This is a genomic window from Paenibacillus sp. TC-CSREp1 (assembly GCF_050171015.1).
Classification (GTDB): Bacteria; Bacillota; Bacilli; order Paenibacillales; family Paenibacillaceae; genus Paenibacillus; species Paenibacillus silvae.
Genome location: NZ_JBNOKM010000040.1, coordinates 1 through 24673, shown reverse-complemented (window position 1 = coordinate 24673; position 24673 = coordinate 1). Strand labels below are relative to the sequence as shown.

Below are 24673 nucleotides of genomic sequence, written 5' to 3'. Positions count from 1 at the left end.
CCCATGTGGACACACCTCCGTTCCTCTTATTATCCTTCCGTCCGTTAACGGGTGTCCACTTTTTATTCTAGCAACACTAGGAACGTTATTCCAACAAAAATGCGTGAATTAGGCTATGTTTTGATGATTTTAAGTAAAATAAGGTTTCCTCGATTCGTTAGATTTATAAACACGTCATATTAGGCGAAATAAGCTTTCTGGAGATCGTTAGCGCTTCTTCTCTCCAACATGATAGTTACCACGACTACCACGCACCGATCCCCGCCTTGAGAGCATACCGTCCACGCACCGATCCCCGTCCTCAGAGCACACCGCCCGCGCATCGATCCCCGTCCTCAGAGCATACCGCCCGCGCACCGATCCCCGTCATCAGAGTACACCGCCCACGCACCGATCCCCGTCCTCAGAGCATACCGCCCGCGCACCGATCCCCGTCATCAGAGTACACCGCCCACGCACCGATCCCCGCCTTTAGAGCACACCGCCGACGCACCAATCCCACGTCCTCAGAGCACACCCCACACACACCAATCCACGTCTTCATAGGAACACCTCCAACGAGCGTAATAACGTAAATAGAGCACAGTGCGTTTATACACACTCCTCATAATTCAGCTTCATTTTCCACTTCGGAGTTATCTTCCAAAGTCACCGCCTTCCCGGGATAAGAAATGGATGTGATTTAGCGAGGGGCCGCCGCCGTCAGTTACAGCTATGGTCGACAAAAAATACGAAATGTTCATGAATCGAGTGATTTAATGAAAGTGTTTACATATAAGAGGGGGCGAGCTTTCGTGGGCAGAGCGGTCAGGCTGGATTTTTTTCATTTTTCTGGATGATAGGGCTTGCATTACTAACAGGGTACAGATAACATAGAGGAAGAGTTTAGGGTATGCGTTAATCAGTTGTTCAACTATGGTGAGGAGGTCTGTCTATCCATGCTGCTTGCAGAAGCTGCCACGGCGAGTACATCGAATTTTAATGCATTTGATATCTTTGTCATCCTGTTTACAATCCTGATCTTCATCGGATTGGTCCGTTTACTGCGGGCACCGAAGAAAAATCTGTTTGCCATCGGGTTTACAGTTGTCAGTTTGCTCGTATTTTTGATGACAGACTATGCGATGATTACGGGCTGGTTTGGTTCATAACGCGAGACAAAAGTAGTGAGAATGGAATGGAGTACAAAGCAGTATCAAATATCCTAGCATACAACAGACATACGGACATGCAGTAGCAATAACGAACACTTTCCACGATAGACATGGAAGGTGTTTTTTCATGGTTGTTTTTCAATAATCCAGTTGCAATTTTTGTCGAATTAAATCGAAAATTAAAACGATTGTACAGCCATTATTTGTATGATACATTGAGGGATACCAGTATTGCAGATGAGAGAGATCATAGATTCGGCCAGGGATCACCTGTCCAGTCGCGCAAGAAGGATGTATAGAGAGGGTCAGGTGAAATGATGAAAAGGGTAGTGAAACGAGCGGCAGCCATAATGATGGTCGCGATGCTCTCCATCGGTATGATGGCAGCTTCAGCTGGTGCAGCGGCGTCCAAAACAGGCATGCAAGCGAAAGTGATCGATGGTCAGGTGTATGTGAATACCAAGGATCTGGTGAACATGTTTGGCGGCAGTGGGCAGTACGATTCGAAGTCAGGAACGTATACGTATAAAGGAAGTTCGGCCATTCCGAAAGTAATTGAAAAGGTATCTCCGTCGGTTGTAGGCATTATTGGCCAATCAACAGAGGGGCAGGATGGAACGGATAACGATCGTTACAATCTGGCGCATGGTACAGGTGTCATTATCCGGTCGAATGGATGGATTGTGACCAACGCCCATGTCATTGATGGACTGATCAATCCAGTCGTGGTCACGACAGATGGCAATACATATAACATAACCGAATCATTCAGTGATCCGTTAAGTGATCTGGCACTCATTAAAATTAATGCCAAGTCGCTCAAACCGGCTGTATTTGCCAAAGCTTCGCAAGCGGTTGTGGGTGAAACGGTCATTGCGATTGGTACTCCAATCTCTTTTTCATTGCGTAACTCGGCAACGGTCGGTGTCATTAGTGGTCTGAATCGCGGCGTGGAAGCATCCTATCGTCTCATTCAGACGGATACGGCCATTAATCCGGGTAACAGCGGAGGACCGCTGGTTAACCTGAAGGGCGAAGTCGTTGGCATTAACTCGATGAAATTCTCTGCGGTGGGCATTGAGAGCATGGGATTTTCGATCCCGATAGATACAGTTAATTATGTAGTGAATCAATATTTCAAGTATGGAACAATCAAACGGGCAAGCCTCGGTCTGCAGCTGGAAGAGAGCTGGTCCGCCATTGTAGGCCTGCCTGCGGAAGATCCACTGGCCGTAACGGAAGTGCTGAGCCCGGAAGCCAAAAAGGCCAAAATTAAAGAAGGCGATGCCATCTACAGCGTAGCAGGCAAACGTGTATCTTCGGTTGTAGACATCAATGAGCTGCTGAAAGCCTACTTGCCTGGACAAAAAGTGAAGCTGCTGGTGCAAACCGATGGAGATATCGTTACCCGCACCTTGGTCCTTGCTGATCGTGCAGACCTGCTGGACGAGGCGGATGATTCACTTTTGGCAGACGAAGAAGAATAAGAGCCGGCAAGTAACCGGATGTAGAGAGGACGAATGAACGGAATGAAGAAGTCATGGTTACGTGTGTTAAGCACGGCTGTTTTGGCGGGGGCGTTGTTGGCTGGAACAGCTCTGCCGGTGTGGGCATCGGATGATCTGGTTACCAGCGAGCTGCGGGTCAAAGCAGGAAGCACCAGTGCTTTTATCAACGGCAAGAAACAAAATATTACGAAACCCCTTGTGATTCAAGGGGTAACCATGGTACCTGTCGGGGTGTTCAAGAAGGCATTTGGCAGTGAGATCGTGCTCGAGAAAAATGACGTAATCAAAATCAAACAAGGCCCGCATGTGGCGGCCTTGACGATAAACAGCCCTATCGCCTGGATTGATGGCATCAAAGTGGAGCTGGGTGCAGCGCCCAAAATGGTGAATGGTGTCCTGATGGTTCCGCTTCGCCCGGTAGCTACTGGTATCGGAGCCACAATGGCACCGAACAGCTCGGGGGAGATTGTCGTTCGTCTGCTGCAAACGGGTGAGGAGACAGATGATAGCGGCATTGATCTGGACAAGGGGAAAACACGTATCGGCAACAGCTACTATGGCTGGTCCATCCATTACCCGGCTGATCTGCTTGTGTTGCAATCCAGCGAGCAGGAAAGCATGATGACCTTTGGAGCAGCGGACGAAAGCTATTATCTGGAAGTGTACGTGAGCGACCAGAATGTAGCACTGGATGCGGACGACCTGCTGACACAGCTTGTACAGGTGGCTAAACAGTCGGGAGATACGATCCTGGATCGTGAAGCCGTAGCTGCTAAGAACAAACCGTATGCACGTGTCGTTGTCAAAGATATGGATGGTCTGTTATGGGAGCTCCGTCAGTATGTCCATGATGGGCGTCAATATGATGTTTATTTAGCGGATTATGAAGCAACGAATTACAAGGATCTGGGCAAGCACGCTTCATTGCTGAATTCCTTTGAGCCAAGCTACGCACAGTCCGATCGCACGATCAAGGACCTTTCAACGGTAGAAGATGGCATGCGTGCGGTATGGAATGAGGATTACGGTATCGGCTTGAAGGTTCCGGCAGGCTGGTCCATGGATAATAAAAACATGGTATATGAAGGCGAGGACGGTGCTTATCTGCAGCTTCGCGTGACTTCTGCCAAGGCCGGGGCAACGGTGAAAGACTGGAGTGACCAGCTGCACAAGTGGATGAGTGATACGTTTACGCCCGAAAGCTATGAACAGGTAGGCTCCTTCAAGACAGAGATATACGGTGAAACGGCGGAGGTGAACGAGTTCCGTTATAACTTCGGCGCGGGCTGGCAGACGGAGTTCGACGTTCTTTTACAGAAGAACGGGTATCGTTATTATGTGGAGTATACCTTCCCTGAGGAACAGAAGGATGACCGGGCATGGTTTGAACGCATTATGAAGAGCATCGAGATCGAGTTCGACATGGTTGAAGATAACTTTGGTCAGTTGGATGAAGATCCATATTTGACAGACAAAACGAAAACAATCACTCGCACGTCCAAGCGTTACCATTACAGCGTCGATATCCCGCGCTACTGGACACCGTACAGTGATAAGTTTGAAAGCTCGCCTGTCATTTATACCTTTACGGGTGGGGAATTATCGATTGCGGCTACGGAGGACAAATCCATCGAGATGACGGTTAGTCAGCTGAGAGAGGCGTATGCCGAGGCAGCCAAAACCCGGAAGAGCTTTAATCTGATTCGTAGTGAAGAGCTGACCTTTGCTGGAGTACTGGCGTTCTCCTTCACGTATCATGAATCAGACAAGGGCGTGCCGTATACCGGACGTCAGATTGTGTTTGAGAAGAATGGTACGACGTATACGATCACCACAGGTTTGAATGATGCCAATCATACGCAGGTCCAGGCGGATATGCTGGAGAAGGCAGTGAACTCATTTACTTTTATTAAATAAGGTGAACCAGAAATAATGCCGGGGGGTCTGAGGACCTTCCGGTTTTTTAGGTGTGTCTGAAAACGCTGAAGGCAGCCAATTTTGCCGAAATTTCGTTCCAATCCAGGAAGTTTACCGCAGGCGTGCCGGGGTACATCAAGGGAAAAATGCGCAGCAAGAGGCGAAAAGGTGGTAAAAGATGCATCTCAGCAGGTTTCAAGACATGCCCTGGATAAACGGTTTTTTCAGGAAAGCGTAGAAGAGTCAGTGCAGAAGTGGTACACTATACTAGTTCAGGAGTTATTACTACTGATTGCATAAATAGAGAGACTGTAAGCCTGAATTTCAGGCAATACAGACATAATGTATAGATATCGCGATACTTGACGTTGACAGCAATGCAGACGTACCGAAATTCAGGTACCAAGGGAAGAACATCGGCACAGGCCGGTATGGGGAGGATCTACATGAAAACAGCAACAATACGAAGAGAAGACGTTGAGCTTCTGGCACCGGCAGGGGACTGGGATTGCATGCGTTCGGCGGTAGCCAATGGAGCGGATGCGATTTTCTTCGGAGTCGAAAAGTTTAATGCACGTGCACGCGCGAACAATTTCCGCATGGACGAGCTGCCGGAGATTATGGCATTTTTGCACAGTTATGGCGTAAAAGGCTTTCTGACCTTTAATATATTGATTTTTGAAAATGAATTGAAAGATGCCAAGGAACTGATCGATGCCTGCGTGGATGCAGGTGTGGATGCCGTTATTGTACAGGATTTGGGTCTGGTCAAGCTCATTCGCGAGATTTCACCGGATTTCCCGATTCACGGTTCCACGCAGATGACGATTACTTCGCCTGAAGCGGTGGAGTTTACCAAGCCGTTTGACATGGAACGTGTCGTACTCGGACGGGAGAACAATCTGAAGCAGATCCAGAAGATCGGCGAGCAGGCCAAACTTCCAATGGAAGTATTCGTGCACGGCGCACTCTGCGTGTCTTATTCCGGTCAGTGCCTGACCTCCGAAATGTGGGGCGGACGCTCCGCGAACCGTGGGGAATGCGCGCAGGCTTGTCGTTTGCCCTATGACCTTATGGTGGATGGTGTGCACCAGCCGATGGGGGATGTGGCATACCTGTTGTCTCCGAAAGACCTGGCAGCCATTGATATTATGCCGGAATTGATCGAAGCGGGCGTGACGTCTTTCAAAATCGAAGGCCGTCTCAAAACGCCGGAGTACGTAGCGAATGTCGTTAGCAAATACCGTAAAGCGATTGACCGTTATTTTGACGGTGACAATACACGAGCAAGCAAAGAAGAAATCCGTGAGCTGCAGCAAAGCTTCTCGCGTGGATTTACACACGGCTTCCTGGATGGCATCAACAACAAAAAACTGGTGGACGGTACGTTCCCGAAAAGCCGCGGCGTGTACCTTGGTCGGGTAGATCAAGTGCTGCGTGACGGTGTTGTGCTGAAGCTGGATGCACCTGTAAAGCGTGGAGACGGCATTGTATTTGACGCGGGTGATCCAACGAAAAAAGAAGAAGGCGGACGTGTATATGATGTACGCCGCAAAGGTGTGAAGATCGAAGGCGAAGCTGGCGAGGGCTGGATCGTAGACCTCGTGCCAGGTCGCAGTGATGTGGACCTGCGCCGCGTGAAGGTAGGCGACAAGGTATGGAAAACGAATGACCCTGCGCTCGACAAACGTCTGCGCCAAACCTTTGAGACCGACAAGCCTTATCGGGTCTTCCCGGTCAAAGTCAAAGTCATCGGCAGCCCGGGCCAGCCGCTCAGCACGTGGTGGACCGACGTGCAGAAGGGCACAACCGTACGCGTAGATTCGGAGATGGAACTGGACATTGCCCAGAAACGTCCGATGACCCATGAATTGCTCGAGGAGCAATTCGGACGTCTCGGCGGCACTGTGTTCCAGCTGGAGGAACTGGACGTCAACCTGCACGGTGACGTCATCATCCCGATGCGCGAGTTGAATAATATTCGCCGTCAGGCGGTTGAACAACTCGCGGGCGAGCGCCCGAAACCGCCCGTCTACGTGAAACGGGCGGTGGACGTATACGGCGATGCGGTACAACCGGCATCGCCAGTAGCTCGCGGTCAAGCGGAGCTGACCGCGCTGTGCCGCAGCCTGCCACAAGTGGAGGCAGCGCTGGAGGCGGGCGTCGGCATGATCTACGCCGACTTCGAGTTCATCAAGCAGTTCCCGGCAGCGGTGGAAGCTGTGCATGCGGCTGGCCGCAAAATTGCGCTGGCTACACCGCGCATCCACATGCCTGGCGAGAACGGCTACCACAACAACATCCTGCGTTTGGAGCCGGATGCCGTGTTGGTACGCAACACAGGTGCGTTGTATTTCTATCTGCGTCACCGCAGAATGAACCCGGACGCGAAGCATCCGCAGCTGATCGGTGACTTCTCCCTGAACATTGCCAATCACAAGGCGGTTGAATTGTTCCTGGAAGCGGGCTGTGACTGGATCACACCATCGTACGACCTGAACATTCAACAGATGGTTGATCTGCTCGGCAACTCTCGTACTAGCCAGACGGAAGTCGTTATTCATCAGCATCTGCCGATGTTCCATACTGAGCACTGCGTATACTGTACGTTTATGAGTGAAGGTACGGACTATACGAACTGTGGTCGCCCTTGTGAGGAGAAACGGGCATCCCTGCAGGACCGGATTGGTATGTCTCACCCGGTACGTGTTGATGAAGGCTGCCGTAACACGGTCTATAACGCAGTAGAACAGTCAGGTGCCGAGTACCTGACCAACTTCATGGATCTGGGTGTATCCCGTTACCGCGTCGAATTCCTTGAAGAGACACCAGAGCAAGTGAAAGAAGTTATCGACTTGTACAACCGTGCACTGCGCGGCGAAATCAGCGGTACGCAAGTATGGAAAACACTGAAAGCAACAAACCAGCTCGGCGTTACACGCGGTCAATTGGTAAAATAAATGCAACAACAAGCTAAATAAGTTGAACTATTTTTTACACAAAAACGGAGAGGACAGAAAAAACCTGAAAAAGCGAAGCGTTCGCCTTTATCACCGGATTTTCCCCTTTACAAAAGGGAATCAAAAAAATCTGGGGATAACAGCGATTGGAAGGTTATTCTGTCATCGAAGTGCACGTGTAAACTTCCTTATTTCAACTTAAATAAGCAACCCCAATCTCTGCTTTACGGAGCTCTTGGGGTTTTTTCTATAAAAGGGGCATCTGCAGTCAAGGAGGTGTGAAGTATGGTGCCATTTACGATAATGGATATCAAATTGCTGTGCGGAGTTACGGCATTTAAACGCGGAGAAGAATATCAACAGTCGGGCAGGATTGGCAAACTGACGGTGAGTGAGGACGGGTGTCATTATGAGGCAGTTGTCCGGGGCACCCAGTCGTATAAGGTGCAGGTTGATCTGGATGATGCGGGAGAGATTGAAGCACATTGCGATTGCCCGGCATATGGCAACTACTATGACTACTGCAAGCATATTGCCGCTGTTTTGCTCGCGATACATGAACGTGCGGACACGCCAGAGCCATCAAGCAGCAAGGGGCCATCAAAAGTAGGTACACTGGTCGAAGAAGAGACATGGGAACGGCCTTACACAGCGTCTCCATCAACGTCATTATCAACTTCAGCTTCAAATTCAACTTTAGATTCATATTCGATTTCAACATCGGCTTTATCCGCATCCTCGCTCCCTTCTTTATCAAAGTCTTCATCCAGTTGGACGTCGGCATCATCAGACGAGGTCAGGTATGCATCCTCTAAACCGTCAGCGACATCTCATCGTGTAGGCATCGACTCTCCAGCATCTGCACGGGCTCAGCGGGAAGAACCGCGGCAACAGCCGGAGGCGTTATCGCCGTCTCCCTTTGCGCAGGCGGGTCGTCCAAGCTCTGCTTCAGGCTGGGGGCGTTCCGCGGATAAACCGTCCTACCGTACAGCAGATCAGATTTTGTCCATGTTTGCCAAAGAGCGCAGATTGCCGCATGAACGGGAGCAAAAATATACGGCACCAGTCACTCGTTCCATGCTGCGTGAGGAGCTTCAGGTTCAGTTCATCTGCAAGCTGGTGCACGTTTCTCGCGGAGGAGCCAAGCTTGCGCTTGAGTTAAAGGTGGGCAACAAACGTCTCTATGTTGTACAGAAGGTCAAGCAGTTTCTGAGCTGTGTCGAAAAGGGCGAGCCGATGTCCTTCACCAAGCTGTTCCATTATGATCCGCTGCTGCATGTGTTTAATGCCCGGGATCAATCGATTCTATCCATGCTCATTCGCATGAAGCAGAGTGAAGAAGCATACCGACAGTCGATTTCCGGGTATTTGGGGGCTTCGGACGGAAGGGATATTTTGATCGCGCCTATGATCTGGAAACCGCTGTTAGAGCTGCTTTTGCAGGCTGACAGTCGGATGGAGGGAGCGGGACTGGCTAACGGGCCGCTTGCTGTGGCAGAAGGAGCATTGCCCTTGTTTTACCGAATTGCAGAGGGGGCTAATGAAGGATATCAGCTGGAGGTATCGGGACTGCGTGAGCTGATCCTGCTTCCGGCGTATGATGCAGCGGTGCTCGAAGGCCAGTTCTATATGCTGGAGCCGATGCAGATCCGGAGTCTGGAGGACCTTAGCAGTGCGCTCACGTCTTATGGAATCAAAGAGAGTATTGATATATCGGCGCAGCAGGTGGATGAGTTTGTGCAGCATGTTGTACCGGAATTGAGGACACTGGGGCATCTATCGATTGATTCACGTGTGCGTGAGCGGATTGCCGAGCCTGAGCTGACACCGAAGCTGTATATCGACTTTTACCGGGAACGCATTACAGCCCGCCTGGAATTTGATTATGGTGTAATGGTGATTAACCCGCTGGCAGAGTATCTGATCCAGGAAGAAGAAAAGAATGTTATTCTGATCCGCGACCGCTTCAAGGAACGCAATCTGATTGAGCGGCTGGACCGCTCCTTTCTGGAGCGCGAGGGCAGTGTCTGGGCAAGTGAGCGCGAGGACGCGATCTATGATGTGTTGTATCACCTTTTACCCGAACTGGAGAAGCTGGCGGATATCTACATGCCCAATGCGGTGAAAGCGATGATGCCGGCTCATCCAGTACCGCCGAAGGTGCGTGCTGATCTGGGGAAAGGACTGGACTGGCTGGAGATTTCCTTCGAGATGGAGGGAGTAGATGAGCAGGAGCTGCAGGAGCTGATGCGCAGCATTGTGGAAAAGAAAGCTTTCTTCCGCCTGCGAAGCGGTGTGTTCCTGTCACTTGAACATGATGGCGCGAGCAGCTTCGCGCAGATGGCTGATGCGCTTGGGCTGGAGGCAGGAGACATCCAGAGCAGCCATATCCGGCTGCCTGCAGTAAGGGCTTTGCAGCTTCCAAGCCGAGACGAGGTATCCGGTCATGTGAAATGGGGAGGCTCGCTCAAACGTTTCCTCGATGATCTGCGTGATCCCGATCGGATGGATTTCCCGTTGCCTCAGACCCTTGAACCTGTCCTGCGCGATTATCAGGCGAGCGGGTATCAATGGCTTCGCACACTGGCGCATTATCGGTTTGGCGGCATTCTGGCTGATGATATGGGATTGGGAAAAACGCTGCAAAGCATCGCCTATATCACCGCATCGCTGCAGGAGAAGCCCGTATATGAGCAGGAGGCGCGAGCGATCCAAGCGGCATTGGGCACAGATTCGGAAGCAGGCAGCCGCTTGACTCAAAGCTTGTTAATAGATGAGCATAGGCAGATATCAATGGACGCCGCCAGTACATCACCAAACGGATGGCATATCTCTAAGCAGGACGGTTTAACCATCCGCACACGCACCACTCATCCGCCGATTCTGGTTGTTGCTCCCGCTTCGTTGACCTACAACTGGGCGAATGAGTTTGCGCGGTTTGCTCCGCATCTGAACGTATTGATTGCCGCGGGGCAAAAGCACGAACGTGCCAGCATGCTGGAGGATATGGATCAGGCAGACGTCGTTGTGACATCATACCCGCTGCTGCGCCGTGATCTGGATACGTATCTGGGCCGCACCTTCCATACGCTGATTCTGGACGAGGCACAGGCGATCAAAAATGCGTCCTCCCAGACGGCTCAGGCCGTCAAGCAGATTCAGGCCCCTCGCCGTTTTGCCCTGACAGGCACACCCGTGGAAAATTCGCTGGATGAGCTTTGGTCTATTTTTGAAGCGATATTCCCTGGGCTGTTCCCAAGCTACAGAAGATTTCGTGATCTGCCGCCGGAACGCATCTCGCGGATGGTAAGGCCGTTCATACTGCGCCGCCTGAAGAAAGACGTGCTGGAAGAGCTGCCGGATCGTATCGAGACAGTGCAGCGCTCCGAGCTTACGGTGGAGCAGAAAAAGCTGTACGCGGCTTATCTGTCTCAGCTTCAGGATGAAACGACGAAAGATATGGAGGATAACGGCTTCCAGAAAAATCGGATCAAAATTTTGGCCGGAATCACCCGTCTGCGTCAGTTATGCTGTCACCCGGCTCTTTTTGTAGATGGATATCAGGGGGATTCGGGCAAAATGGAGCAGCTGCTTGAGACCGTTCAGGACTGTCTGGCCGCGGGTAAACGGATTTTGATCTTCTCTCAGTTTGCAAGCATGCTTAACCTCATACGTCAGACCCTTTCAGCACAAGGAAACAGCCTGTTCTATCTGGATGGACAGACCCCTGCCCAGAGCCGGGTGGATATGTGCCGCAGGTTTAACGAGGGGGAAGCGGAGCTGTTCCTCATCTCGCTCAAGGCTGGTGGAACCGGGCTCAACCTGACGGGAGCAGATACTGTCATTTTATATGATCTGTGGTGGAACCCTGCGGTCGAGGAACAGGCCATTGGACGTGCGCACCGGATGGGTCAGAAACAGGTCGTCCAGGTGATTCGTCTGGTCACGGAGGGCACCATTGAAGAGAAAATTCTGGAGCTGCAGCAGCGCAAGAAGGATCTGATTGCCGAGGTGATCGAACCGGGCGACGGGGGATCAACGACATTGTCCGAGCAGGATATACGCGAGCTGTTGATGGTTTAGAGCAAGTCTGTTTTTTATACAACGATTGTCAATTATTTATGGTAATGTATAGAGAAATGTATCTCTTATCCCAACCGAATGATCGTGCAGTTGCTATACCATCCTACTAATGCAGCCAAAGGAGTGTTTCCTATACGTATTCGCAAAGCGATCATCCCAGCCGCCGGGCTGGGAACCCGTTTTTTGCCTGCCACCAAGGCCATGCCCAAAGAAATGCTGCCCATCGTGGACAAGCCAACGATTCAGTACATTATTGAAGAAGCGGTTGCTTCCGGAATTGAAGATATTATTATCGTGACGGGAAAAGGGAAAAGGGCGATCGAGGATCACTTTGATTATTCCTTTGAACTGGAACAGAACCTGGCGGACAAACAGAAGTGGGACCTGCTGAACGAGGTACGCAAACCTTCCGAGATGGCAGACATTCATTATATTCGGCAAAAGGAACCCAAAGGACTGGGTCACGCCATCTGGTGTGCCCGCAAGTTTATTGGCAATGAGCCGTTTGCCGTCCTGCTTGGGGACGACATTGTGGAAGCGGACCACCCATGCTTGCAGCAGATGATTGAAGTCTACGATGAGCTGCAATCTCCCATCGTCGGCGTGCAGCCGGTTGATTGGAACGAGGTATCCCGTTACGGTATCGTGGACGGAGAGCTGCTGACTCCCACGGATGAACGTGTCTTCCGCGCCCGCCGTTTAATCGAGAAACCGAAAACGGAAGACTCCCCTTCCAATCTGGCGATAATGGGTCGGTACATTCTTACGCCGGACATCTTCGACATATTGGGCAGACAATCTATCGGTGTAGGCGGAGAGATTCAGCTGACAGATGCTCTGTCTCGTCTGAACGAACAGCGTCAGATTCTGGCCTATCATTTTGAGGGTCTGCGCCATGACGTGGGTGAGAAGTTAGGTTTTATCCAAACGTCCATACACTATGCATTGCAGCGCCCCGATCTGCGGGAGGATCTGCTGAAGTATCTGGAACGAATCGTCAATCATCGATAAGTGGCCGGATGCTTTTATTTTGCATATATCGGATTTAGATTCAGGCGTATGCATGTTAGTTGTACTAATACTGCATTATTCCTGCATGAATCTCTCATTTTATTCCTTCATCCCAGCCCAGTCGCTAATGACAATTCGGCTGGGCTTTTATATTTTACTAAGGCGAATGAACAAACACTTGGCGATCTGCTCACATATACATAACCAATATGAAGAAATACTGTGCAAGAGAGCAGAGCGGGGGGATGACATGAAGGTAATTCCGCTTTTTATGAAGGGCGCAGCTATACTGGAGCCGAAGGTATACGGAGATCATCGCGGTTATTTTATGGAGAGCTATAATGAGCAGATGCTGCAGCAGCACGGGATACATTATGAGTTTATTCAGGATAATCAATCCTTGTCGGCACAGGCGGGCGTGCTGCGAGGGCTTCATTATCAGCTTCATCCGAAAGCTCAGACCAAACTGGTGAGAGTGATATCCGGAGCGGTGTACGATGTCATCGTGGATATTCGCCGAGCTTCGCCGACATTCGGTCAGTGGAAAGGTGTCATACTCAGTGCGTACAACCAGCGTCAGCTGTTAGTTCCCCAAGGGTTTGCCCATGGCTTCTGCACATTGGTTCCCAATACACAAGTGGTTTACAAGGTGGATGCGTATTATTCACCTGAACATGACCGCGGCATTCTTTGGAAAGATCCCGCACTTGCAATCGACTGGCCCGTAACGGAACCGATCTTATCCGATAAGGATCAGAAACATCCTGTGCTTCAGGATGCAGAGCTTAATTTTTAATGCATGAATAACGAAGATAAAGTACTTTTCAGATAGGCGTTATATTTTAGCAGAGGGAGAGAGACAGCATGAAATTACTGGTTACAGGCGGAGCCGGCTTTATTGGCAGCAACTTTGTTTTATATATGCTTCAAGAGCATCCGACCTACGAAATTATCAACGTGGATGCGCTGACGTATGCGGGCAATCTCGAAAATCTGAAGTCGATTGAATCCAATGCACGCCATACTTTCATTCAAGCTGACATAGCGGATGTGCAGCAAATGGAGAACATTTTTGCACAAGGCATCGATGTGGTTGTCAATTTTGCCGCGGAATCTCATGTCGATCGCAGCATTTTGTCTCCCGATGTTTTTGTCCGTACCAATGTGATGGGTACACAGGTTCTGCTGGATGCAGCGAAGAAATATCAGATCACCAAATTTGTACAGGTTTCTACCGATGAAGTGTATGGTTCTCTTGGACCGACAGGACTTTTCACGGAAGAGACACCTTTGATGCCCAATAGTCCGTATTCAGCGAGTAAAGCCGGGGGGGACCTGCTCGTCAGAGCTTATCATGAAACCTTTGGTCTACCCGTGAACATTACACGCTGCTCCAATAACTATGGTCCATTTCAATTCCCAGAGAAGCTTATTCCGCTCATTATCGCCCGTGCATTGAACAACGAAGCCATCCCTGTATACGGTGACGGCCTGAATATTCGAGACTGGCTTTATGTAGAGGATCATTGTCGTGCCATTGATCTTGTCATTCACCAGGGGACATCAGGAGAGGTCTACAATATCGGCGGCAACAATGAACGAACAAATATTCATATTGTTGAAACGGTACTGGAGCAGCTTGGCAAGCCGGCAAGTCTGATTCAGTATGTACAGGACCGGCTGGGACATGATCGGCGCTATGGCATCGACCCGACAAAGCTGCAGAGGGAGCTCGGCTGGAAACCGGTTCATCATTTTGAAACAGGCATTAAAGAGACGATAAAGTGGTATTTGAATCATCAGGATTGGATGGCAAGAGTGCAGTCTGGCGCGTATCAGGATTATGTGAAGCTCCAGTACGGCAAGCAGACGGGTGATTCGGGCGTATGAAGCATCGAATTATCGTGACAGGAGCAGCCGGTCAGCTGGGATATGATGTTGTGAAAATGTTCGAAGCATCCGGTCATGACGTACTTGCCTGTGATCGGGATCAGATGGACATTACAGATCAGCAGCAGTGTATAAAGCAGGTAGGAGCGTTCTGTCCTGATATTATTATTCACTGTGCTGCCTACACTGCAGTAGATCAAGCGGAATCAGATGTGGATACAGCTTTTGCGATCAATGCCGTGGGTACACGTAACATTACAGTTGCTGCGGAGAAAGTAAAAGCCAAACTGGTATATATCAGCACCGATTATGTTTTTGACGGGACGAGTGACACACCCTATCAGGAATACGATATTACCAATCCACAAAGTGTATACGGCAAGTCGAAGCTGGCCGGGGAGCTGCTGGTTCAGAGTCTGAGCACACGATGGTTTATTATCCGTACCTCATGGGTGTTTGGACGTCACGGCCAAAATTTTGTTAGAACCATGCTGGATCTGATGGTAAAGCGTCCGGAGCTGCAAGTGGTACACGATCAACAGGGCTCACCAACGTATACGGTTGATCTTGCACGATTAGTGTCTGAACTCGCGTTAAGTGAACAATATGGCATTTATCATGCTTCTAATTCGGGAAGCTGTACCTGGTTTGAATTTGCCCAAGCGATTGCAGAAGAAGCAAGCAGACACGGCGTTATCGAAGTGTCAGCCAATCTCATGCCTTGCACCACAGCTCAATTCCCGCGTCCTGCTCCACGTCCGGCGTACTCCGTGATGGATCATCTAGGTATTCGCATAAATGGCCTTCAACCGATGAGGCACTGGAGAGAAGCATTGATTGCATTTTTACATGAGTTGAAGGTGGAGCAGTCCAATTAAAATGAAAAATTCTGAATATTTGTGATAAATCAAATGCTTGTAGCGCCGCCTCAGAGCGGTTTTTTGTTTTGTTCTGATCCAATTCGGGTAGTTAGTTACCAAAATGAGAATGCAATGTGACACATAAGGATGTGAACATCATATGAAACGAATCGCTGCTGTTTTGACATTGCTGCTTGTTACGGTAGGAACGTTATTCCTGGCGCATGACAGCCAGAGTGAGGAAGGACGCGACGGCTTTGCCAACTATCGTTTGATTGCCCATGCGATGGGAAGCATTCGGGAACAGCCGTATACCAATGCATATGAAGCGATGATTGCCAATTACGAGAAAGGCACGAGAGTATTTGAGATTGATTTTATGCTAACCTCTGATCGTGTGGCTGTAGCCAGGCATGAGTGGACCGCCAATATGAGCAAAATGCTGGGACAGGATGAAGAATTGCCTGAACAGAAGCAGGCCGGAGCACTTACTCATGATGAATTTATGAACACACCCATTCTGGGCATGTACCAGCCTATGGATGCGGATGGCATTATGAACGTGTTGTCCAAGTACCCCGACATGTATATCGTCACCGACACCAAGGAGCAAAAGGACGAAGATATCCAGCAGGTGCTTCAATCGCTGGTTGATGCAGGGAAGAAACATGATCCGTCTGCTTTAAGCCGAGTCGTGGTGCAGATTTATAATGAACCGATGCTAGAGAAGGTCAAGGAGGTCTATCCATTCCCTTCCATCATATACACGCTGTATGCCACACAGGACACAGAGGATCAGGTCGTGCAGTTTGTGCAAAATAATGATATTGATGCCGTAACGATGCCCGAGTATAAAGTGAATCAGAACTTCGTTGCCCGGCTGAAGAAGGCGGGAGCCGTCACCTACGTGCATACGATCAACGATACCAAACAGGTGGCGAATTATGAGAAATGGGGAGTGTACGGGGTGTACTCCGACGTACTCACCGAGCAGGAAATGGAAGAGATGAACACCAGATTTGCCTGGAAACCTTAAACGCATTAGGGCGGAGATTAAGAAAAGTTGGACCGACATAAAGAAAATAGAAAAGCTTAATATTCTGGACACAGACTTATTTGAGGTTAAAAACAGGGAAAAGTCTGTGTTTTTCTGTTCGCCTTTTTATACGAACATTGACACCTGCTGCCTGCTGACTTAGACTTAGTTTACAAGCTTTTAAGGATGCAGAAGAACCTCTGGAGGAATGTTCGTTGATAGACATGATTAAGCAGTGGAGACACGTATTTAAGCTCGACCCGGACCGGGAAATTACGGACGATGCACTCGACCAGGTATGCATGTCAGGGACCGATGCGATTATCATCGGCGGCTCATCAGGAATCACGTATGATAATACCGTCGATTTGATGTCCCGGGTTCGCCGTTACGAGCTGCCCTGTATGCTGGAAGTATCCGATCTGGAGGCGGTTGTGCCCGGGTTTGACGGGTATTTGATTCCGATGGTGCTCAACACAACGGACAGCCAGTGGATCATTGGACAACACCAGCGCGCAATTGAACGTTACGGCTATTTGATTCCGTGGGATATGCTGATTGCCGAAGGGTATATTGTGCTTCATGCGGACTCTACGGTGGCGAGGTTAACCGGAGCAGATACGGAACTGACTACAGAGGCTGCGACGGCCTATGCTCAGGCTGGAGAACGGCTGCTGAATCTGCCCATTATATATATGGAGTACAGCGGAACATTTGGTGATATGGAGCTGGTCAGCGAGACACATAGACAGCTGGAGCGTGCACACCTCATTTATGGCGGTGGAATTGATACAGCCGAGAAAGCAGGACAAGCGGCTCAAGCTGCTGATACCGTTGTTGTTGGCAATATCGTGTACAGCAATTTAAGTCAGGCATTGGAGACGGTACAAGCTGTGAAAGGCAGCGCCTGAACGGTTTAGTTTACCAAACCCCCACAATCCTCTTTGAATCTGTTAAAATAGAACTTTGCCCTTATAACGAGGTAATATCGCACTCGGGATTTTAAACCTTTTACCACAATTGTATTTACGATTTATGGTTTATGCACAATTGCAGAGCTCAGAAGTAATGCAACAACGAAGTTTCATTATAAAACTGAAAAGCTACTACAGTTTTCTTGTTGTTTCTAACTACACCCAAAGTCTAAGGAAACTATGTTTACACGCGAACGGAGAGTGCAGAAGAATCTGAAAAAACGAAGTTTTCGCCTTTATTCCTGAATTTTTACCACTATATAAGTTGAACCATTCATTTACACGTGAACGGAGAGGACAGAAAAAACCTGGAAAAGCGAAGCGATCGCCTTTATCACCGGATTTTCCCCTTGCAAAATGGAATTAAAAAAATCTGGGGATAACAGCGATTGGAAGGTTGTTCTGTCATCGGAGTGTCCGGGTAAACCTACTTTAGTTCAAATTGTATAGATCTTATATTCAAAAATTCGGGAATAACTGCGACCGGAAGATGCTACTGCACTCGGAGTGACAAGTGTAACCCCATGCCCCCTTATACTGATCAACCAACGAAAGGAGCATGCATGCATGCAACCTGTAAATATACATGACGCCATCGCGCGGCTGAATACGCCTCAACGCCAAGCTGTGGAGGCAACCGATGGGCCATTGCTGATTATGGCCGGTGCCGGCTCGGGCAAAACCCGGGTGCTGACACACCGGATCGCCTATCTCATCGCAACACGGAAAGCACCCCCGTGGGGCATTTTGGCGATTACGTTTACGAACAAAGCGGCCCGGGAGATGCAGGATCGGGTATCCCAGCTGGTAGGCGGCTCACAGGGCCGTGACATCTGGGTATCCACATTCCACTCCATGTGTGTGCGCATTCTGCGCCGAGACATTGAACGCATCGGTTTTACATCCAACTTCAGCATTCTGGACTCATCGGACCAGCTATCCGTCATTCGCAGCTGTATGAAGGATCAGAATATTGATACGAAGAAGTTTGAACCGAAAGCCGTACAGGCAATGATGAGCACAGCCAAAAACGAACTGATTAGCCCTGAGCAATACGAGAAGCAGGCTGGCGACTATTTCGAAGGCATTGTAGCGAAGGTGTATACGATGTACCAGAAGCGGTTAAGAGCCAACAACTCGCTCGACTTTGACGACCTGATTATGGCGACGATTCAGCTGTTTAAGGAAGTGCCGGAAGTGCTTGATTTTTACCAAAAGAAATTCCAGTACATTCATGTCGACGAGTATCAGGATACGAACCGTGCACAGTACATGCTATGCCGCATGCTGGCTGACAGCCATCATCGCATCTGTGTCGTAGGGGATAGTGACCAGTCGATCTATCGCTGGCGTGGAGCGGACATCTCCAACATCCTTAACTTTGAAAAAGACTACCCTGAAGCACAAACGATTATGCTGGAGCAAAATTATCGTTCCACTTCCAATATCCTGAATGCAGCGAATGAAGTGATTGGCCTGAATACGGGCCGTAAGCCGAAGAAGCTGTGGACGGACAAAGAAGGCGGCTCGAAGATCAAAGTATACCGCGCGGATTCCGAGCATGATGAAGGGTATTTTGTCACTTCGGAGATTAGTAAAAATGTGAAAAACGGCAAATCCTATCAGCATCACGCGATTTTGTATCGTACGAATGCACAGTCCCGGGTGATCGAGGAAATTCTGATCAAGTCAGACATTCCATATCAGATTGTCGGCGGCATCAAGTTCTATGATCGGAAAGAGATCAAGGACATTCTCGCTTACTTGCGTCTGTTGTCCAACCCGGATGATGATATAAGCTTAACCCGTATTATTAATGTGCCGAAGCGCAGTATCGGGGATACAACCGTAGCGAAGCTGGCAGCGGCAGCGGGAGAGCGTGGGGTTTCCATTTTCCGCGTATTACAGGTGGTGGATGATCTTGGTTTTGCTGGTCGCACACGTAATGCGTTGGTAGAATTCTATGATATGATCGCGGCGCTTCACCAGATGGTCGAATACCTCTCGGTGACGGAGCTGACGGAGAAGATTCTCGAGATGAGCCAGTATCGTGACGAGATGCAGAAGGAAAATACCATTGAATCTCGCGCAAGGCTGGAGAATATTGAAGAGTTTCTGTCGGTAACGATGGAATTTGAAAAAAATAATGAAGACAAAACGCTCGTTTCGTTCCTCACCGATCTGGCACTCATTGCAGACATCGACAGCATGAACGATGATGAAGAGGATCAGAGCGATGCGGTCACATTGATGACCATGCACAGTGCGAAAGGTCTGGAGTTCCCGGTTGTCTTCATCATTGGTATGGAGGAAGGGGTTTTCCCGCACAGCCGGGCCTTTATGGATAACGAAGAGCTGGAGGAAGAGCGTCGTCTGGCTTATGTCGGTATTACACGTGCAGAAGAGCAGCTGTTCCTGTCCTGTGCGCAGATGCGTACCTTGTTTGGACGTACAACGGCCAATCCGCCATCTCGTTTCCTCGATGAAATTCCGGATGAGCTGAAGGAAGATACGTCTATCGCACGTGATCGGTATCGCCGTGGCTCCAGCACAGGTGGTGGATCGTATGGTGGACGTGGTCTGGGCTCTAGCGGCGGAAGCAACTTCGGTGGCAGGGCAGCAAGTGCTACCAAATTGTTTGAACAGCAAAGCCGCAGCGGGTCATCAGCAATGGCATCCTCTGGACCGACGTCACGGGTAACAACAAGCACCTCGCGTCCAGCAACTGCAGCACCAACGTCAGCTTCGAAATCTGTCTCGTCCGATAGTGCGGCAGGTTTCAAAGCAGGAGACAAAGTGCAGCACGGCAAATGGGGAACGGGTACCATCGTAGCGGTCAAAGGCAGCGGTAACGACACCGAGCTGCAGATCGCCTTCCCGGCTCCAGTAGGCGTGAAACGTCTGCTCGCCGGATTCGCCCCGATTACCAAAGTGGAATAAGAATGAAACGGCCTACTGTATCTTATCGAACTGCCAGGAAATTGATACTTCCATGTTCGTTTGAGCAGTAGGCATGTTCGTTCTACATATATTAAATTTACGGAGGGATGGCCCGATATGGACCCGATGCACCGGATGGAGCAACTCGTTACCGAGCTGAACCAGCATAATTATCAGTACTATACAATGGATCAGCCGCAGATCAGTGATAAGGAGTATGACCTGCTGTATGATGAACTGGTTGCGCTGGAGCAGGAGAGCGGCATCGTACTGCCCGATTCTCCTACACAACGTGTAGGGGGCGAACTGCTGAAAGGATTCACCCCGCATCGTCATTTATCCCCATTGTGGAGTCTGGACAAAGCACAGAACATTGAGCAGCTTCGCAGCTGGAATACACGTGTTCTGAAGCTGGTCAATGACTACAACAGCAAAAACCCGGAGAATCCCCTGCCGGACCCGGGTTATGTCATTGAGTTGAAATTTGATGGACTCACCTTGAACCTGACATATACCAATGGTGAACTGGTGCAGGCTTCTACGCGTGGTAACGGGGCGGTGGGCGAAGGGATTTTGGCTCAGGTCAAAACGATCAAGTCTGTTCCGCTCAAAATTCCGTATACGGACGGCACCATTGAAGTGCAGGGCGAGGGCATCATGAATCTCTCTGTTCTGAACCGATACAATGAAACGGCTGCCGAGCCGCTCAAAAATGCACGGAATGCAGCGGCAGGTGCGCTGCGCAACCTGAATCCGAAAACGACGGCTGAGCGTCGATTAAATGCCTATTTTTATAACATTGGATATTCGGATCATATTCAGTTCGCCACACATCAGGAAATGATGGATTTCCTGCGGCATAACCGCTTCAAAGTGAATCCATCCATTACCTACTTCCATGAGTTTGACGATGTGATGGAGCAGCTCGCAGCCATTCAGGAAAACCGCGGACAGCTGGATTACCTGATTGATGGAGCTGTAATCAAGCTGACAGATATGCGGACCCGTGAAGTGTTGGGCTATACGGACAAGTTCCCTCGCTGGGCAGTAGCCTACAAGTTCGAAGCGGAAGAGACAACAACCGTGCTGAACGAAGTGGTGTGGAATGTTGGACGAACCGGCAAAGTGACTCCACTGGCGCGAGTAGAGCCTGTCGAGCTTGCGGGAGTGACTGTACAAAACTGTACGCTGAACAATGTGGGCGATATTGAACGTAAAAATCTGAAGTATGCGCTCGGTTCACGCGTCTTTATTCGTCGCTCCAATGATGTTATCCCCGAGATTCTCGGCAAAGTGACTGAAGAAAATGACGGCGAAGAGATCATCTACCCTGAGCAGTGTCCTGCGTGCGGCTTCCCTCTGGAGCAGCGTGGAGCGCATTTGTTCTGTAACAACAAGCTTGCCTGCAAACCACAGACGGTAGCTCGTATTTCCCATTTTGCTTCACGGGATGCGATGGATATCGAGACGTTTAGTGAGAAAACGGCCATTCAGCTTTATGATGAATTAAACGTGCGCGAGCCGGCTGACCTGTATACATTGCAGTTTGATGATCTGGTGAAGCTGGAGCGATTTGGCGAAAAGAAAGCAAATAACCTTCTTGCTGCGCTTGAGCAAAGTAAAGATCGGGACCTGGCCTCGTTCCTCTATTCCTTGGGAATCCCGAACACAGGAAAATCGACTACACGTATGCTCGCCGATCACTATCGTGATTTGCATGCAATCATGAACGCCACCGTAGAGGAATTGGTCGAGCTGCCAGACGTGGGTGGAATTGTAGCAGAGAGTATTGTTAATTTCTTCGCTGATCCGTTCACTCAAGCGGCAATTGAGAAGATGCTGAATCTGGGCGTCAAAGCACAGGCACCTGAAGCGCTGGCAGTTGTGGCAGAGGATTCTTTCTTTAGTGGAAAAACGGTCGTACTCACAGGAACGCTGCATCAGCTGACGCGTGAAGAGGCCACACAGAAACTTGAAGCGCTTGGTGCGAAGGTTACAGGCAGTGTATCCAAAAAGACAGACCTCGTCATTGCCGGAGAGAAGGCGGGCAGCAAATTAACGAAGGCTCATGATCTCGGCATTCCGACCATCGAGGATGAGGATGAACTGGTACGTTTGTTGAATTCGTAACAGATGAAGCAGACGAAACTCATTTGTTCCTGCATACGAGATAATGAATCGTAAGGGATGACAAAAAGGAAGCCCCCAGCACCACGGATATGACGTGTGTCTGGAGGCTTCTTTTTTTGTATAGTGGTAGTGGTGGTAGGTTGTAAAAACTCGCCTCGCCGATCCACCGTTCTATGAACCACTGGTATCCGGATAACGCTGAGAAACCCCGGGTAACCAGGCATCCTTGTCGTATCCCCGTTCTTCCCAATAGCCGATATGCTCGCTGTCAATAATCTCGATGCGGTTTAGCCACTTGACCGATTTGTAGGCGTACATCTGTGGAATGATCAGGCGTACGGGGCCACCAAGGTCAGCAGGAATAGGCTTGCCGTCATGCATGACAGCGACCATAATATCGTCCATCTCTGCCTGCTCCATCGTGATGGCATCTGTATACACGCCGTCACCTGAATAAAACTTGACGCTGTGCGCTCCTGGTTTTACACCGGCTTTCTCCAGAAAATGCTTCAGCGGGATGCCTTCCCACGTATTTTTATACACAGACCAGCCTGTTACACAGTGAAAGTCGCTGATCTGCACAGTCCGTGCAAGCTTGACAAATTGCTCCCAATTCCAGATCTGTGCACGCTCCACCAGTCCATCCATACGAAACGACCAGTTGGCATTGGAGAAGGATGGAATAGGGGTAACCGTGTATACGCGAAAATGACCTTCAGCTCCGCCACCAATCGGGGGAGAAGAACCGGATGATGGCTGCGGCAGTGGAATCATCTGGTTGGGATCGTTCTCCAGCATGCTGTCTATGCTGTTATCGTACTTGAGATTTTTGCCGATCCACGATACAAAGGTTGGCCCAAGCGTAACCGCGAGTCCTACGCCAACGGCAGAGCGGATAAAAGCGCGACGAGTGTACACGGGCTGCGGCTTTTCCATCTTTGATGCGGAGGTTCTGCTGCCATCGCTCTCTGCACGTGCAGAAGATATCGCTGCTGGTGTGTTCCGTGTATCTGGCTTATCCGTTACAGGGAAGGAATTAGCCGCATATTGTACACCTGGACTGTGTGCTGAAGATTCGTTAGTCTGGATCGTGAGTCGTGCAGGGTCCTTTAACCATCGTGTGCGTGTGATGGAATGATAGATGATATAAGGTAAACCTACCCAAGTGAGCAGGTCATGAATGAGAAGCGCGGCGTTTGACCAGCTTGGCCCAGCGAGCTTGAACTGCCACAAGACAAGACCTGAAAGTAACCAGCCGATCAGAAGGGCCAGCACGATGAGTGTATTTGCCTTTTGCCATGGCTTATTGCGAAGCTGCTTCCAGTGCTTGCTGGCAAGAAATAAGTAATACACTACAGGGACAAGCATAGCGAGACCAACAGCGATATGCAGCCATTTTAACCATACACGACCAATGCCCAGCGTTTCACGCCAGAAGCCTCCAATCAACATGAGACCAGAAACGGCGAGAATAACAACAATCCACGCATTCCAGGCATGAATGGAGACCAGCTTTTTACCATAACCCTTGCGGATTGTTTTTAACCATTGCTTCATATGTATTCACCTCGCGTTATGGATTTGGGGGAATTCGCAGGCCAACACCTTAAACGAAATAGATGTACAATGACAGTTGTTTAGTAAAGAGAGACATATATGAAGGGATAAGTTGAAAAAAGCTGTATGCTGAGTAAAGGGGCATATTTGGGTATAAAAGCTCAGCGCACTTCCTCTAATTTAAGATACCTTATTATAAAGTTTTTGGATCACTTCCATCAAATAAATATGAAGGATACTGCTTATATCAATGAATATGATAAAAATTGAATAAAGTGCTTGCTAAAAGATTGTCAGCATGATATATTATTTCTTGTCGCTTCAAACAGATGAAAGTCGAATTGCTTTGAAGATTGATGAAAAATAATGTTGACAGAAGATAAGTTGACATGTTATGATAGCATTCCTGTCTGGTTGGCAAAAGTCAACAGAAGGTAGGGTGAACAAGTTCCTTGAAAACTGAACAAATGGATAGTAACAATGTTTTAAATGAATCGTCAGATTCAAAATGAGCTTATCGCTCTTTTCAATACCCCGATGAGTTTCACAGCGCTTAACCACGCTGACGAAATTCATCTTTATTGGAGAGTTTGATCCTGGCTCAGGACGAACGCTGGCGGCATGCCTAATACATGCAAGTCGAGCGGACTTGA

At 49.4% G+C, this 24673-nt stretch carries 14 protein-coding genes and 1 rRNA gene; 14 read left to right on the top strand and 1 reads right to left on the bottom strand.

Going from position 1 to position 24673, the window contains the following annotated elements:
* Window positions 1–938: 938 nt before the first annotated feature.
* The 13 genes from ACQSGY_RS30390 (at window position 939) to ligA (ending at window position 22463) form a co-directional block, all read left to right on the top strand.
* A complete protein-coding gene (locus ACQSGY_RS30390) occupies window positions 939–1151 on the top strand; it encodes a hypothetical protein (protein WP_111273485.1) in 213 nt (70 codons plus the stop codon).
* A gap of 320 nt (window positions 1152–1471) precedes the next feature.
* A complete protein-coding gene (locus ACQSGY_RS30385; protein WP_427182337.1) occupies window positions 1472–2641 on the top strand; it encodes a S1C family serine protease in 1170 nt (389 codons plus the stop codon).
* A gap of 42 nt (window positions 2642–2683) precedes the next feature.
* A complete protein-coding gene (locus ACQSGY_RS30380; RefSeq protein ID WP_427182333.1) occupies window positions 2684–4579 on the top strand; it encodes a stalk domain-containing protein in 1896 nt (631 codons plus the stop codon).
* A 446-nt stretch (window positions 4580–5025) separates the two neighbouring features.
* Window positions 5026–7539, top strand: coding sequence for a U32 family peptidase (locus ACQSGY_RS30375; protein ID WP_184184803.1), 2514 nt, complete (start codon window positions 5026–5028; stop codon window positions 7537–7539).
* Window positions 7540–7824: 285 nt separating this feature from the next.
* Window positions 7825–11622 (top strand): SNF2 helicase associated domain-containing protein, encoded by a 3798-nt coding sequence (locus ACQSGY_RS30370; protein WP_427182331.1) that lies wholly within the window; start codon window positions 7825–7827, stop codon window positions 11620–11622.
* Window positions 11623–11754: 132 nt separating this feature from the next.
* Entirely contained in the window at window positions 11755–12633 is an 879-nt protein-coding gene (galU, locus tag ACQSGY_RS30365; RefSeq protein ID WP_427182336.1) for a UTP--glucose-1-phosphate uridylyltransferase GalU, read from the top strand.
* Between the two features lie 250 nt (window positions 12634–12883).
* Window positions 12884–13429, top strand: coding sequence for a dTDP-4-dehydrorhamnose 3,5-epimerase (rfbC, locus tag ACQSGY_RS30360; RefSeq protein ID WP_216519084.1), 546 nt, complete (start codon window positions 12884–12886; stop codon window positions 13427–13429).
* A gap of 68 nt (window positions 13430–13497) precedes the next feature.
* Window positions 13498–14523 carry a dTDP-glucose 4,6-dehydratase gene (rfbB, locus tag ACQSGY_RS30355; RefSeq protein WP_427182329.1) on the top strand — a complete coding sequence of 342 codons (1026 nt, stop codon included), beginning with the start codon at window positions 13498–13500 and terminating at the stop codon, window positions 14521–14523.
* Complete coding sequence (gene rfbD / locus ACQSGY_RS30350) at window positions 14520–15401, top strand: dTDP-4-dehydrorhamnose reductase (protein ID WP_427182328.1); 882 nt, start codon at window positions 14520–14522, stop codon at window positions 15399–15401. Before rfbB ends, rfbD begins: the two co-directional genes overlap by 4 nt.
* A 142-nt stretch (window positions 15402–15543) precedes the next feature.
* On the top strand, window positions 15544–16419 hold the full coding sequence (locus ACQSGY_RS30345; RefSeq protein WP_427182326.1) for a phosphatidylinositol-specific phospholipase C/glycerophosphodiester phosphodiesterase family protein: 876 nt from the start codon (window positions 15544–15546) through the stop codon (window positions 16417–16419).
* 224 nt (window positions 16420–16643) lie between these two features.
* A complete protein-coding gene (locus tag ACQSGY_RS30340) occupies window positions 16644–17330 on the top strand; it encodes a heptaprenylglyceryl phosphate synthase (protein ID WP_373288525.1) in 687 nt (228 codons plus the stop codon).
* 630 nt (window positions 17331–17960) lie between these two features.
* Window positions 17961–20333 (top strand): DNA helicase PcrA, encoded by a 2373-nt coding sequence (pcrA, locus tag ACQSGY_RS30335; RefSeq protein WP_188593725.1) that lies wholly within the window; start codon window positions 17961–17963, stop codon window positions 20331–20333.
* A gap of 117 nt (window positions 20334–20450) precedes the next feature.
* On the top strand, window positions 20451–22463 hold the full coding sequence (gene ligA / locus ACQSGY_RS30330) for an NAD-dependent DNA ligase LigA (RefSeq protein WP_427182324.1): 2013 nt from the start codon (window positions 20451–20453) through the stop codon (window positions 22461–22463).
* Window positions 22464–22634: 171 nt separating this feature from the next.
* Here ligA and ACQSGY_RS30325 read toward each other — a convergent pair whose 3' ends face one another.
* Entirely contained in the window at window positions 22635–24020 is a 1386-nt protein-coding gene (locus ACQSGY_RS30325) for a molybdopterin-dependent oxidoreductase (RefSeq protein ID WP_427182322.1), read from the bottom strand.
* A gap of 578 nt (window positions 24021–24598) precedes the next feature.
* On the opposite strand from ACQSGY_RS30325, the gene ACQSGY_RS30320 reads away from it, so the two are divergent.
* Window positions 24599–24673: ribosomal RNA gene (locus ACQSGY_RS30320) — 16S ribosomal RNA — on the top strand; the annotation flags it as partial.

Bases quoted from the DNA above. Each gene is read 5' to 3' on its own strand.
- ACQSGY_RS30370 (WP_427182331.1), top strand. From the start codon at position 7,825: ATGGTGCCATTTACGATAATGGATATCAAATTGCTGTGCGGAGTTACG.
- pcrA (WP_188593725.1), top strand. From the start codon at position 17,961: ATGCAACCTGTAAATATACATGACGCCATCGCGCGGCTGAATACGCCT.
- ACQSGY_RS30385 (WP_427182337.1), top strand. From the start codon at position 1,472: ATGAAAAGGGTAGTGAAACGAGCGGCAGCCATAATGATGGTCGCGATG.
- ACQSGY_RS30325 (WP_427182322.1), bottom strand. From the start codon at position 24,020: ATGAAGCAATGGTTAAAAACAATCCGCAAGGGTTATGGTAAAAAGCTG.
- ACQSGY_RS30340 (WP_373288525.1), top strand. From the start codon at position 16,644: ATGATTAAGCAGTGGAGACACGTATTTAAGCTCGACCCGGACCGGGAA.
- ACQSGY_RS30390 (WP_111273485.1), top strand. From the start codon at position 939: ATGCTGCTTGCAGAAGCTGCCACGGCGAGTACATCGAATTTTAATGCA.
- ACQSGY_RS30375 (WP_184184803.1), top strand. From the start codon at position 5,026: ATGAAAACAGCAACAATACGAAGAGAAGACGTTGAGCTTCTGGCACCG.
- rfbC (WP_216519084.1), top strand. From the start codon at position 12,884: ATGAAGGTAATTCCGCTTTTTATGAAGGGCGCAGCTATACTGGAGCCG.
- rfbD (WP_427182328.1), top strand. From the start codon at position 14,520: ATGAAGCATCGAATTATCGTGACAGGAGCAGCCGGTCAGCTGGGATAT.
- ligA (WP_427182324.1), top strand. From the start codon at position 20,451: ATGGACCCGATGCACCGGATGGAGCAACTCGTTACCGAGCTGAACCAG.
- ACQSGY_RS30380 (WP_427182333.1), top strand. From the start codon at position 2,684: ATGAAGAAGTCATGGTTACGTGTGTTAAGCACGGCTGTTTTGGCGGGG.
- ACQSGY_RS30345 (WP_427182326.1), top strand. From the start codon at position 15,544: ATGAAACGAATCGCTGCTGTTTTGACATTGCTGCTTGTTACGGTAGGA.
- rfbB (WP_427182329.1), top strand. From the start codon at position 13,498: ATGAAATTACTGGTTACAGGCGGAGCCGGCTTTATTGGCAGCAACTTT.